This is a genomic window from Streptomyces sp. NPDC056503 (assembly GCF_042794995.1).
Taxonomy (GTDB): Bacteria; Actinomycetota; Actinomycetes; order Streptomycetales; family Streptomycetaceae; genus Streptomyces.
Genome location: NZ_JBHTST010000194.1, coordinates 1 through 11,934 on the forward strand (window position 1 = coordinate 1; position 11,934 = coordinate 11,934).

General features: G+C 76.2%; 9 protein-coding genes. 6 read left to right on the top strand and 3 right to left on the bottom strand.

Annotated features, from left to right (window positions below):
* Positions 1-96: 96 nt before the first annotated feature.
* The gene (locus ACFQ8C_RS34665; RefSeq protein ID WP_383465570.1) at positions 97-1,818 is read right to left on the bottom strand and encodes a serine protease; all 1,722 of its coding nucleotides are present in this window, start codon (positions 1,816-1,818) and stop codon (positions 97-99) included.
* A gap of 133 nt (positions 1,819-1,951) precedes the next feature.
* Here ACFQ8C_RS34665 and ACFQ8C_RS34670 point away from each other — a divergent pair, with 133 nt between their 5' ends.
* Positions 1,952-2,695: an RNA polymerase sigma factor gene (locus ACFQ8C_RS34670; RefSeq protein ID WP_383465572.1), complete on the top strand. Its 744-nt coding sequence runs from the start codon at positions 1,952-1,954 to the stop codon at positions 2,693-2,695.
* Positions 2,692-3,852, top strand: coding sequence for a CU044_5270 family protein (locus ACFQ8C_RS34675; RefSeq protein WP_383465574.1), 1,161 nt, complete (start codon positions 2,692-2,694; stop codon positions 3,850-3,852). Before ACFQ8C_RS34670 ends, ACFQ8C_RS34675 begins: the two co-directional genes overlap by 4 nt.
* Here the strand turns inward: ACFQ8C_RS34675 and ACFQ8C_RS34680 are convergent.
* Positions 3,779-5,758: an acetoacetate--CoA ligase gene (locus ACFQ8C_RS34680; RefSeq protein ID WP_383465576.1), complete on the bottom strand. Its 1,980-nt coding sequence runs from the start codon at positions 5,756-5,758 to the stop codon at positions 3,779-3,781. The genes ACFQ8C_RS34675 and ACFQ8C_RS34680 overlap by 74 nt on opposite strands.
* A gap of 213 nt (positions 5,759-5,971) precedes the next feature.
* On the opposite strand from ACFQ8C_RS34680, the gene ACFQ8C_RS34685 reads away from it, so the two are divergent.
* Positions 5,972-8,353 (top strand): glycoside hydrolase family 31 protein, encoded by a 2,382-nt coding sequence (locus ACFQ8C_RS34685; RefSeq protein ID WP_383465577.1) that lies wholly within the window; start codon positions 5,972-5,974, stop codon positions 8,351-8,353.
* A gap of 296 nt (positions 8,354-8,649) precedes the next feature.
* Here the strand turns inward: ACFQ8C_RS34685 and ACFQ8C_RS34690 are convergent, their stop codons facing one another.
* Positions 8,650-9,231: an NUDIX domain-containing protein gene (locus ACFQ8C_RS34690; RefSeq protein WP_383465579.1), complete on the bottom strand. Its 582-nt coding sequence runs from the start codon at positions 9,229-9,231 to the stop codon at positions 8,650-8,652.
* A 60-nt stretch (positions 9,232-9,291) separates the two neighbouring features.
* Here ACFQ8C_RS34690 and ACFQ8C_RS34695 point away from each other — a divergent pair, with 60 nt between their 5' ends.
* The 3 genes from ACFQ8C_RS34695 to ACFQ8C_RS34705 all read left to right on the top strand — a co-directional run bounded on the left by ACFQ8C_RS34695 (position 9,292) and on the right by ACFQ8C_RS34705 (position 11,835).
* On the top strand, positions 9,292-10,104 hold the full coding sequence (locus ACFQ8C_RS34695; RefSeq protein ID WP_383465581.1) for a M15 family metallopeptidase: 813 nt from the start codon (positions 9,292-9,294) through the stop codon (positions 10,102-10,104).
* 82 nt (positions 10,105-10,186) lie between these two features.
* Positions 10,187-10,651 carry a Zn-ribbon domain-containing OB-fold protein gene (locus ACFQ8C_RS34700; protein ID WP_383465583.1) on the top strand — a complete coding sequence of 155 codons (465 nt, stop codon included), beginning with the start codon at positions 10,187-10,189 and terminating at the stop codon, positions 10,649-10,651.
* Positions 10,648-11,835, top strand: coding sequence for a lipid-transfer protein (locus ACFQ8C_RS34705; RefSeq protein WP_383465585.1), 1,188 nt, complete (start codon positions 10,648-10,650; stop codon positions 11,833-11,835). Before ACFQ8C_RS34700 ends, ACFQ8C_RS34705 begins: the two co-directional genes overlap by 4 nt.
* Positions 11,836-11,934: the final 99 nt, after the last annotated feature.

Genomic DNA, 11,934 nt, shown 5'->3' on the forward strand with positions numbered 1-11,934 from the left:
GAACGGCCGGGCGGCGGGCTCACGCGCGCGTGCGCGGGTGGTCAGCGGGGTGTGGGGCTCAGCGCGGGTGTGGGGGCTCAGCCGGCGGGCGGGTGCTCAGCGGGTGCGGTAGGCGTGGCCGAGGGTCTGGTCGAGGGTGTTGCCCAGGGTGTCGGTGAGCGTGGCGCGGAGCGAGACCGTCCGGCCCGCGGCGGGGTTGCGGACGAGGACGGAGCCGTCGACGACGGGGGCGTCGGTCCAGGTGGCGCCACCGTCGGTGGAGACCCGGACGCGGAGCGAGCGCGCGCCCGCGCCGGCGGCCGGCCCCTGGACCGTCACCGGGACGCGGAGTCCGGCGCCGGCGGGGGCGGTGCCGTCGAGGTCGAGCGGCGGGGTGAAGCGGACGACGCTGAGCGGGAGCTCCGTCGGGGTGGTGGTCGCGGCGGAGCCGAAGGTCCAGACGGCGGTGGCACGCCCCGCGTGCGTGCCGGTGCCGTGGAGGGCCGTGGCGGTGAGCCGGTAGCGGGCCCGCTCGGGGGATGCGAGCGTGAACGAGGCTCGTCCCGGGGCACCCCGGTGGGTGCCGACGAGGACGCCGTCCCGGTGGAGGGTGGTCGTCGCCGAGCGGAAGGCCGGGGTGGAGGGGACGTGGCCGTCGCCGTCGGCGAGCAGCGGGACGTCGAGGGCGAGCCGGTCGCCGTCGCGGACACCGGCGGGCGCCGCGCCGGGGGCCCGATCGAGGGCCGGGCCGAGGACGGCGTTGTCGAAGGTGTGGAGGGTGGTCGCGCCGGCACGGGCCGCCACGCCCGGCTCCTCGTACCGGTTGGGGGGCGTCTCGGGGGTACCGGGCGCGGTGTACTCCAGGTCCCAGCGGCCGCGTTCGGGAGTGACGAGGAAGGTCGCGCCACCCGGGCGGGCGACGGGGGTGGAGAGGCCGACACTGGTGCCCTCGGCGGGCTGGAGCGCGGCGACGCCGGTGCCGCCGGCGCCGGTCCGGTCGGCGGCGCGGACCCTGAGGGCGGCCAGGTCGGCGGGGGCGGGCCTGCGGACGAGGCCGGTGAGGGCGCGGTCGGAGGTGAAGCGGTAGCCGAGGCCGTAGTCGGCGCGCTCGCCGCTCCAGTAGCTGTCGACCCAGGCCTTCACGGTGCCGGGTTCGGCGGCCGGGCCGAGGTGGGCCACGCGGAGGCCGGCCGACGAGGAGATCAGGTTCGCGGAGCGGGTCGCTCCCCCGTGACTGACCTCGACGTACGAGAGGGCGTGCCGCGGCCGGGCGCCCGCCTCGGGCGGGCGGACGTCCACGGGGGCCGTGGTCCGGGCGTCGACGGTGACGGCCGTGTCGTGGTCGAGGTCCAGGCGCGGCTGGACGATCCAGTCCGTGCCGGAGGCGCCGCTCTCCGCCTCCAGCGTGGAGTCGAGGAGGTAACGGCCCTTGGGCAGACGGAGCGTGACCGTGCCGGAGGGGTCGTGGGGCTGCTCCTTGACCGCCGCGCCGGGGCCGGAGACGCCGGTGACGTGGGTGGTGTAGGCGGAGGCGGCGGCGCCGGTGCGGTCGAGGTGGCGGATGGTCAGGGTGACCGTCTGGTCCTGGGAGGCGGAGGCGAGGGCCGTGGTGGGTGGGGCGGTGAAGGCGGTGGCCGTGAGGACGGCGGTGAGGGCGAGGGTGCGGAGGGTGGTGGGTCGGATCCTGGATCCATGAGCCGGGATCTTGGATCCATGACCCTGGATCGTGGATCCGGTGCCTTGGACCGTGGATCCGGTGTTCTGGATGGGAGATCCGGTGTTCTGGATCTTGGATCCACGAGATCGGACAGGGGATCCAGTCGTCGGTGTTTCGTTCATGCAGGGAACTGGGCCCGGGGCGGCCGGAGTTCCCGTGACCTGGGCCACATAGGGGCACGGAGGGACGAGCGGTGTGGCGCGGGTCACGGGAACCCGGGTGAACCGGCGGTCAGTACCCGGTGTGGAACCAGAGATGAGAGAACGTTTCCGGGCCGGGGATCCCTCGGCGCTCGGTGAGGCGTACGACGAGCACGCACGCGTGCTCTTCCAGTACGCGTACCGGATGTGCGGTGACCGGGCCGCCGCCGAGGACGTCGTGTCCGCGACCTTCCTGGAGGCATGGCGCTGCCGGGGCAGGGTCCACGCCGAGGGCGGGAGCCTGAGGCCGTGGCTGCTCGGCATCGCCACCAACGTCCTGCGCGGGGCCGCGCGGGAGGCGCGGCGGCGTGACGCGGCGCTGGCGCGGATGCCCGACCGCGGGGTGCTGCCGGACTTCAGCGACGCGGTGGCCTCCCGGCTCGCCGACGAGGAGCGGCTGCGGGCCGCGCGGGTGGCCCTCGGCCGGCTGCGACGGCGCGAGCGGGAGGTCTTCGGGCTCGTCGTGTGGGCCGGACTCGACTACGCGACGGCCGGCGAGGCGCTGGGCGTCCCGGTCGGCACGGTGCGCTCCCGGCTCTCGCGGGCCCGGGAGCGGCTGCGGGCGCTCGCCGAGGCCGAACTGCGCGCCGGGCGGCGCGGGGCCGGTGCGGAGGGCCGCTCCGGTGCCGGTCCTGTCGGCGGTGACGGGCCTGGTGCCCGCGCCGGAACGGCGCCCGCCGCCGCGCCCTTCCCGGCCCCCGGATCCGGGCCTGCGCCCGGTTCCGGTGCGCCTCCCCTGCCCGTGGGCACGGGCCGTACCGTCCTCGTCCCCCGAACCTCACCGGAGAAGCCGGCATGAACGACATCGATCCCCGTCCCCGCCCCCGTTCCCAGGACGCGCTGCTCACCGAGCTGACCGAGCTGCTGCCCCCGCCCGCCGTACCGGAGTTCGCGCCGGACAGGCAGCGCGAGCTGCGGCGGGAGCTGCTCGCCGCCGCGCGGCCCGCGCGCCCGGCGGCATGGTGGACCCGGAGGGTCGTGCGGTTCGCCGTGCCAGCCGTGGTGTGCGGCATCGCGGCGGGCGCGGTGCTGGTCGCCGCTCCCCCGGAGCCGGGCGGGCAGCGGCCGGCGGTGCGGGCGGAGGGGGCCTCCGCGGTGCTGTCGCGGGCCGCGCTCGCCGCCGCCTCGGCGCCCGCGCCGGACGCGCGGCCGGAGGAGTTCGTGTACGTGGAGAGCCTGGTGTCCCGGGCCGGGCTCCCGGCGGGCGGCGGGGCCGCCGTCGTGGAGCCCGTACACCGGCGGCAGGTGTGGCTCTCGGCCGACGGGAGCCGGTCCGGGCTGTTGCGGGAGGAGGGGACGCGGGACACCGAGCTGTCGCCGCGGCTGCCCGTGTACGAGCTGGAGGGACCCGGTGCCGAGCCCCGGCGGACGTTCATGGAGCCGGAGGAGCCGTCCGTGACCGCTCCGACGCACGCATTCGTGGCGGGGCTGCCGACCGGTCCGGAGGAGCTGCTGCGGCTGGTGCGGGAGCAGACCCGTGCCGCCGGCGGGGACGCGGACCAGCGGGCGTTCTCGGCGATCGGGACGTTGCTGGCCGAGACCTGGGCGCCGCCGCGGGTGACGGCCGCTCTGTTCGAGGCCGCCGCGCGGATCCCCGGCGTCGTGGTGGTGCCGTCGGCGCGGGACGCGGCCGGCCGTGAGGGGGTGGCGGTGGCCCGGACCGCCGGCGGGGAGCGGACCCAGTGGGTCTTCGACCGGTCGACCTCGGCCTTCCTCGGCGAGCGGACCGTGCTCGTCTCGGACTCGGCCACCGGGCGGGCCGGGACGGTGCTGAGCGAGACGGCCGTGCTCACCGGGGGGGGGGGGGGGGGGGCGGGGCGCCGCCCGGGGTGCGGCGGGCGGGGGGGGGGGGGCCCCCCGGGGGGGGGCCCCCCGCCGCGCGTCAGCCTCGGCGGGCGGCCGCGAGGGACTCGTAGAAGCGCAGGAGGTCGAGGTCGTCGACGGAGCCCGCGTTGACGGCCTTCTCCAGGGGGGTGCCCTGGAGGAGTCGCTTGACGGGGACCTCGATGCGCTTGCCGGTGAGGGTGTGCGGGACGCCCGGGACCTCGATGACCTCGTCGGGGACGTGGCGGGGCGACAGTTCGGTGCGGATCGTGGTCCTGATCCGGGCGATCAGCTCGTCGTCGAGGGTGGCGCCCTCGGCGAGGTGGACGAAGAGCGGCATCCAGTACCCGCCGTCCGGCTCCTCCAGGCCGATGACGAGGGACTCGCGGATCTCGGGGAGCCGCTCCACCGCCTCGTAGATATCGGCGCTTCCCATCCGCACACCCTGGCGGTTGAGGGTGGAGTCGGAGCGGCCGTGGATGACGACCGAGCCGTGGTCGGTGATCGTGATCCAGTCGCCGTGGCGCCACACGCCGGGGAACATCTCGAAGTAGCTGTCGCGGTAGCGGCTGCCGTCGGGGTCGTTCCAGAAGTGGATCGGCATGGAGGGCATGGGGTTGGTGACGACGAGTTCGCCGACCTCGCCGACGACCGGCTTGCCGGACGGGTCCCAGGACTGGAGGTCGGTGCCGAGGCCGGCGGCCTGGAGCTCGCCGATGTGCACGGGCAGGGTGGGGACGGCTCCCGCGAAGCAGGAGCAGACGTCGGTGCCGCCGCTGACGCTGGCGATCCACAGGTCCTCGCGGACCTCGTCGTGGAGCCAGCGGAAGCCGTCGGGCGGCAGCGGGGAGCCCGTGGTGGCGACGCACTTCACGGCCGACAGGTCGAAGTCGCGGCCGGGGTGCACGTCGGCCTTGGCGCAGGCCATCACGTAGGCGGCGGAGGTGCCGTACAGGGTGGCGCCGGTGCGCTCGGCGACGCGCCACTGGGCGCCGGTGTCCGGGTAGCCGGGGCTGCCGTCGTACAGGACGACGGTGGTGCCGGTGAGGAGGCCGGAGACGAGGAAGTTCCACATCATCCAGCCGGTGGAGGTGTACCAGAAGAAGACGTCCTCGGGGCCCAGGTCGCAGTGGAGGCCCAGCTGCTTGAGGTGCTCGACGAGGATGCCGCCCTGGGACTGGACGATCGCCTTCGGCAGGCCGGTGGTGCCGGAGGAGTACAGGACCCACAGGGGGTGCGCGAACGGCACCTGCTCGAAGACCGGCTCCACGTCGGAGGCGACGAGGTCGGCCCAGTCGAGGGCGCCCTCGGGGGCCGGCGTGCCGAGGAGCGGGATGTGGACGACGGCGCGGAGGGTGGGGAGTTCGGCGCGCAGCTCGGCGACGGTGTCGCGGCGGTCGTGCTCCTTGCCGCCGTAGCGGTAGCCGTCGACCGTGAAGAGGACGACCGGCTCGACCTGCTGGAAGCGGTCGAGGACGGAGCGGGCGCCGAAGTCGGGGGCGCAGGAGGTCCAGACGCCGCCGACGGCGGCGGTGGCGAGGAGGGCGACGACGGACTGGGGGACGTTCGGCAGGTAGCCGCTGACGCGGTCGCCGGGGCGGACCCCGAGGGCGCGCAGTTCGGCGGCGAGCGAGCCGACCTGGCGGCGGAGTTCGGCCCAGGTGGTCGGGGCCGGCTCGTGGGTCTCGTCCACGTGGAGGAGCGCCGTGTCGTGGGGGCGGTCGGCCGCGGCGCGCAGGGCGTGCTCGGCGTAGTTGAGGGTGGCTCCGGGGAACCAGTCGGCGCCGGGCATCGAGCGGTCGCCGAGCACGCGCGCGTAGGGGGTGGAGAAGCGGACGTCGAACCATTCGGCGACGGCCTTCCAGAAGGTCTCCAGCTCCTCGACGGACCAGCGGTGCAGGGCCGGGTACCCGCCGTCGGCGGGGGCGCCGTGGTGTTCGGCGGCCCACGCCTGGAAACGGGTGACGGCGGCGTGGGCGATGCGCTCCTCGTCCGGCTGCCAGAGCGGCTCGGTCGGCTCGGTCGGCGCAGTTGTCATCGGGTGGCTCCCTGGCTGTACGCGGGTCGGCGTGTGTCGCGCGCACGCGCGGGGGTGTGCGCGTGACGCGGCTGACAGGACGATGCCATGGGAGCGGCGTTCGCACCAGGGCCGCCCACACATGGCGGGTGAGTTGAACATGTGCTCCCACCACGGGTGAACGCCAGTTGAACGAGGCTCGTATCGCCGCTGGTGGGTGGCAGGGTGGCCCGCATGGACGGTCGTGGACTGGTGCGAACGATGAGGGTGTTCGGTTCGGTGCGGGGGCTCAGGACGGTACGGGCGGCGTGGCGGCAGCGGCGGGCGGACGCGGCGGGGCTGCCGCCGCGGGGGGCGGAGCGGGCCCGGGTGCCGGGGCTCGCGGAGGGCGCGGAGCCGCTGCCGGGCGGGGGGACCGTACGGTTCGCCCGGTCGTCGCTGCGGGTGTGCGTGTCGGCGGGCGGCGCGGTGTTCTGGGGGTGGGACGGGGCGGAGCCCGAGCCCTCGTACGCCCTGGTCGGCTCGGCGCCCGAGCCGGACCCGCGGGCGGTCCTGGAGCCCGACACGGACGGCGGCTGGCGCGTGGTGTCGGAGCGGGTGACGGTGGCGATCTCGCGGCACGGCGCGGTGGAGATCCGTACGCCGGGCGGGGTGATGCTGCGGCGGGACCTGCCGCCGCGCTGGTGGGAGCCGGTCGCCGGGGGGCCCGCGCGGTGGGCGCAGCGGGCGGAGGTGCCGGCGGACGCGCGGTTCTTCGGGCTCGGCGGGCGGTCGGCGGGGCCGCGGCTGCGGGACGGTGCGTACCGGCTGTGGAACACGGACCCGGGGGGACGGTTCGGGCCGGGGGACGATCCGCTGTACATCACGATGCCGGTGCAGTTCGTGGTCTCGGACGCGGGGACGCACCTGGCCTTCCACGACAACACCTGGGACGGGCGGGTCACCCTGGCGGAGGGCGAGGAGGGCGCCGGTTCCGGTCACGACCGGCCGGGCACCGTCGAGGTGCGGATGGAGGGCGGGCCGCTGCGCTGCTGGGTGGTCGTCGGCACCCCCGCGCGCGTGCTGCACAACTGGGCGGCCCTGACGGGGGCGCCGGCGCTGCCTCCGGCCTGGGCGCTGGGGCCGCAGCACGCGCGCTGGGGGTTCGGGAGCGCGGCGGAGGTGCGGCGGGTGGTGGCCGGGTACCGGGAGCGGGGGCTTCCGTTGTCGGCGGTCCACCTGGACATCGACCACTACGACGGGCACCGGGTGTTCACGGTGGACCGGGAGCGGTTCCCCGACCTGCCGGGGCTCGCGGAGGAGCTGCGGGGGCAGGGGGTGCGGCTGGTGTCGATCGTCGACCCGGCGGTCGCGGCGGAGCCGGGGAACGTGCCGTACGAGGAGGGCCGGGCGGCCCGGGCGTTCGTGCGGGACGCGCGGGGCGAGGAGGTGCGGGGGGTGGTGTGGCCCGGGGAGTGCGCGTTTCCCGACTTCACCGATCCGGCGGTACGGGAGTGGTGGGGCGGGCTGTACGAGGAGCGGCTGCGGCAGGGTTTCTCCGGGGTGTGGCACGACATGAACGAGCCGGTGTCCTTCGCGGCCTTCGGCGACCCGACGCTCCCCCGGTCGGCCCGGCACCACCTGGACGGGCGCGGCGGCGACCACCGGGAGGCGCACAACGTGTACGGGCTGCTGATGGCCCGGGCCGGCTACGAGGGGCTGCGGGCGCTGCGGCCCGGGGAGCGGCCGTTCCTCTTCACGCGCTCGGGGTGGGCCGGTGTGCAGCGGTACGGGGGCACCTGGTCCGGCGACGTGGCCACCGGGTGGCCGGGGCTGCGGGCCTCGCTCGCGCTGGTCCTGGGGCTCGGGCTGTGCGGGGTGCCGTACTCGGGTCCGGACATCGGCGGTTTCGACGGGAGTCCGTCGCCGGAGCTGTTCCTGCGCTGGTTCCAGCTGGGGGCGTGGCTGCCGCTGTTCCGGACGCACGCGGCGCTGGACGCGGGGCGGCGGGAGCCGTGGGAGTTCGGTCCGGAGGCGCTGGAGCACGCGCGCGTGGCGCTGGCCGAACGCGAGCGGCTGCACCCGTACTTCGTGACCCTGGCCCGGCTCGCGCGGATGACCGGCGCGCCCTATGTGCGGCCCGTGTGGTGGGGGACGCCGGAGGACCGGGGCCTGCGGGAGTGCGAGGACGAGTTCCTGCTGGGCGACGCGCTGCTGGTGGCGCCCGTGCTGCATCGGGGGGCGGACCGGCGGGCGGTGCGGCTGCCGCGCGGGCGCTGGTACGACACGGCGACCGGCGAGGCGTACGAGGGCCCCGGGCAGGTCCTCCTCGACGCGCCCCTCGCGCGCGTGCCGGTGCTGGCGCGCGCGGGGGCGGTGCTGCCGGTGCGGGGCGAGGACGGGGAGCTGCTGCTGGAGGTGTGGACCCCCGCGGCGGGGCGGACGGGCGGCGGGCTCGTCGTCCGCGACACGGGCGACGGCTGGGAGCCGGCGGAGATCGAGCGCTACCAGTCGCGGCTGGTGGACGGGCGGGTCGTGGTGGAGCGGGTGACGGACGAGGGGTGCGTGGAGCCGGGGCTGCCGGTTCGGGTGCGGGGCAGTGAGCCGCGCGGGTCGGTTCGGGTGCGGGGGCGGTGAGCCGCGCGGGCCGGGCGAGTGCGGGGGCAGTGAGCCGCGCGGGCCGGGCGAGTGCGGGGGCGGTGAACCGCGCGGGTCGGTTCGGGTGCGGGGGCGGTGAGCCGCGCGGGCCGGGCCGATGGCCATGCCGATGCCGGCGGACTCCACGCGGTTCGGGGGTTTCCCGGTGGGGGTGCGGGTGCGGAGGGTGGCGGCCTCGGCTTCGCCACCACGGCGGGTCTCCTCGGAGTCGTCCGCGCCGAGGCCGCCGGCGGCCTGGAGGAACACGGCTCGGCCGCGGGACACCTCGGCCGAGTTCACCCGTAGGCGCCGGCGAACCACTTCCGTACCGCCTCCGTGTGGAGCGGGAAGGCGAGTTGCCCGGGGGCGTGGAGCACGTGGTGTCCGCTCGTCTCGTTCGTCGGGGCCGAGGGAGGGAGTGCGGCGGCCGGCCGGGGCGGGAGGAGGCCGAAGAGGAGGAGATGGCCCGCGGGGGAGCTCAGGGCGTCGGCGAGGCGGACGTCCTCGGCGGCGGCCACGATGCCGGTCTCCTCGCGCAGTTCGCGCGCGACGGCGGCACGCCAGTCCTCGCCGTGGTCGATGAATCCGCCGGGCAGGGCGATGCCGCCGCGCGCCGGCTCGATCGTGCGGGTGATGACGACGAGTCCGGCGTCCGGGCCGTCCGTGACGGGAAGGAGGGCGACGGCGACGGGCAGGGGGTTGCGGTAGGCGGTGTGGCCGCACGCCGGGCAGGTGCGGGGCCAGCCGACGTCGGCGGGGTGGGCGGCGCCGCACGCGGTGCAGTGGTAGCGGAGGGCGCGGCCGGAGCCGTCGGCGCCGCCGGGGGCGGTGCGGGCGTCGACGCCGCTGGGGCTGTCGGGGCTGTCTGAGTCCTTCACGGCGTCGACCGTATGCGAGGGGCTTTCCCGGCGGGGGCGGAACTGGTAGACCCGGTGCGCATGACTCGACTCTCCTCCGCCATCCGTACCCTCGCCGTCTCGGGCGCGGCCGTGCTGCTCGCGTACGCCGGGACCGCCGCCTCCCCCGCCGCCGCCGTGCCCGAACCGAAGGCTCCACGGGAGTTCGTGGCCCTCGACTCGGTGGACCGGACGATCCTTCAGGAGATGCGGTACACCACGGCGCACAACTTCGTGGGCGAGCCGATCGACGGGTACCGGCAGCCCCTGTGCGTGCTGACGCGGCCGGCGGCGGAGGCGCTGCACCGGGCGCAGACGCGCCTGCTGGCGCGGGGGTACACGCTGAAGGTGTACGACTGCTACCGGCCGCAGCGGGCGGTGGACCACTTCGTGCGCTGGGCCGAGGACCTGGCGGACGAGCGGATGAAGGCGGAGTTCTATCCGGCGGTCGCGAAGGAGCGGCTGTTCACGGACGGGTACATCGCGGAGAAGTCGGGGCACAGCCGGGGGTCGACCGTGGACCTGACCGTGGTGCGGCTGCCGGCGGTGCGCACGCGCGCGTACGTGCCGGGTGAGGAGTTGACCTCGTGCACCGGGTCGCGGGAAGAGCGGTTCCCGGACAGTTCGGTCGACATGGGGACCGGGTACGACTGCTTCGACACCCTCTCGCACACCGCGGACCCCCGGATCACGGGCGTCCAGCGGGCCAACCGGCAGGTGCTGAAGGGGGCGCTGGAGGCGGAGGGGTTCGTGAACCTCCCGGAGGAGTGGTGGCACTTCACGTTCAAGCCGGAGCCCTTCCCCTCGACGTACTTCGACTTCCCGGTGGCGCGGCGGTCGGTGGCCGGCCACTGACGTCTTCCACCTCCGGAGGGGCCGTGCCAGACTTCGCCGCAAAGTTCTGACGCATCGTCAGCTCGGCTGGAGGGGCTCGGAGATGACACGGACGCGCAGGCCGGTGGTGACCGGCTGGTTCACCGACGACACGGTCCCGGACGGGGAGTTCCGGCTGCTCGGCACCCGGTGCTCCGCCTGCGCGGCGGTCTTCTTCCCGCGCGAGGACGACGCCTGCCGCAACCCGGGCTGCGCGGCCGGGGGCACGCTCGACGAGACGCCGCTCTCGCCGCGCGGGCGGGTCTGGTCGTACACCGACGGGCGCTACCGGCCGCCCGCCCCGTACGTCTCCGACCCGGAGGCGCCCTGGGAGCCGTACGTCCTCGTCGCGGTCGAGCTCGCCGCGGAGGGGATGGTGGTGCTCGGGCAGGCCGCGCCCGGCGTGCGGACCGCGGACCTCGCGGTGGGGGCGGAGGTCGAGGTGGTGCCCGGGGTGCTGAACGAGGACGCCGAACACGTCTGGACCACCTGGTGGTGGCGGCCCGTGGGGACGGAGGAGCGCGCGTGAACGACATCGCCGTCATCGGGGCCGGGATGCACCCCTGGGGGAAGTGGGGGCGCGGCTTCGTCTCGTACGGGACCGCCGCCGCCCGCGCCGCGCTCGCCGACGCGGGCGTGGAGTGGCGGGACATCGGATCCGTCGTCGGCGCCGACACCATGCGCTGCGGCTATCCGGGGTACGTCGCCGGGGCGACCTTCGCGCAGGCCCTCGGCTGGCAGGGGGCGCGGGTGACCAGCGTGTACGCGGCGTGCGCGTCGGGCGCCCAGGCCATCGGCGCGGCCCGGGCGCAGATCCTGGCCGGGCTCGCCGACGCCGTGCTCGTCGTGGGGGCCGACTCCACCCCGAAGGGCTTCCTCGCGCCGGCCGGCGGGGAGCGGCCGGGCGATCCCGACTGGCTGCGCTTCCGGGTGCTCGGCGCCACGAACCCGGCGTACTTCGCGCTCTACGCCCGCCGCCGGATGGCGCTGTACGGGGACACCGTCGAGGACTTCGCCCGGGTCAAGGTGAAGAACGCGGCGGCCGGGGCGCTCAACCCGCTGGCCCGCTACCGGAAGCCGGTCACCGCCGACGAGGTCGCCGCCTCCGCGGTGGTCGCCGATCCGCTGCGGCTCCTCGACATCTGCGCCACCTCCGACGGCGGGGCGGCCCTCGTGCTCTCCAGCCTGGACTTCGCGCGCCGGCACGGGCACCCGGACCCGGTGCGGATCCGGGCGGTGTCGACGGTCTCCCCCACCTACCCCAAGGCCCTGCTCGACCTCCCCGACATCGCGACCGACTCGACCGCCGCGCTCGCGCCGTCCCCGCACGGTTTCAAGGCCTCGATCGCGCGGGCGGCGTACGAGGAGGCGGGGCTGGGGCCCGAGGACCTGTCGCTGGCCGAGGTGTACGACCTGTCGACGGCCCTGGAGCTGGAGTGGTACGAGGACATCGGCCTGTGCGGGCCCGGGGAGGGCGCCAAGCTGCTCCGGGACGGGGTGACCCGGCTCGGCGGCGCGCTGCCGGTCAACACCAGCGGCGGTCTCGCCTCCTTCGGGGAGGCCGTGCCGGCGCAGGCGATCGCCCAGGTCTGCGAGCTGACCTGGCAGCTGCGGGGCGCGGCCGGCGACCGGCAGGTGCCGGGGGCGCGGGCCGGGATCACCGCCAACCAGGGCCTGTTCGGGCACGGGTCGGCGGTGGTGGCGGTCCGCTGAGGCCGCGCCGGGCACGCGGGCGGGGCTGCACGGCCGGACCGCGCCGGACCGCGCCGGACCGCGCCGGACCGCGCCGGACCGCGCCGGACCGCGCCGGAC

Excerpts from the sequence above, each read along its gene's own strand:
- ACFQ8C_RS34665 (WP_383465570.1), bottom strand. The coding sequence starts at position 1,818 with ATGAACGAAACACCGACGACTGGATCCCCTGTCCGATCTCGTGGATCC.
- ACFQ8C_RS34670 (WP_383465572.1), top strand. The coding sequence starts at position 1,952 with ATGAGAGAACGTTTCCGGGCCGGGGATCCCTCGGCGCTCGGTGAGGCG.
- ACFQ8C_RS34675 (WP_383465574.1), top strand. The coding sequence starts at position 2,692 with ATGAACGACATCGATCCCCGTCCCCGCCCCCGTTCCCAGGACGCGCTG.
- ACFQ8C_RS34680 (WP_383465576.1), bottom strand. The coding sequence starts at position 5,758 with ATGACAACTGCGCCGACCGAGCCGACCGAGCCGCTCTGGCAGCCGGAC.
- ACFQ8C_RS34685 (WP_383465577.1), top strand. The coding sequence starts at position 5,972 with ATGGACGGTCGTGGACTGGTGCGAACGATGAGGGTGTTCGGTTCGGTG.
- ACFQ8C_RS34695 (WP_383465581.1), top strand. The coding sequence starts at position 9,292 with ATGACTCGACTCTCCTCCGCCATCCGTACCCTCGCCGTCTCGGGCGCG.
- ACFQ8C_RS34700 (WP_383465583.1), top strand. The coding sequence starts at position 10,187 with ATGACACGGACGCGCAGGCCGGTGGTGACCGGCTGGTTCACCGACGAC.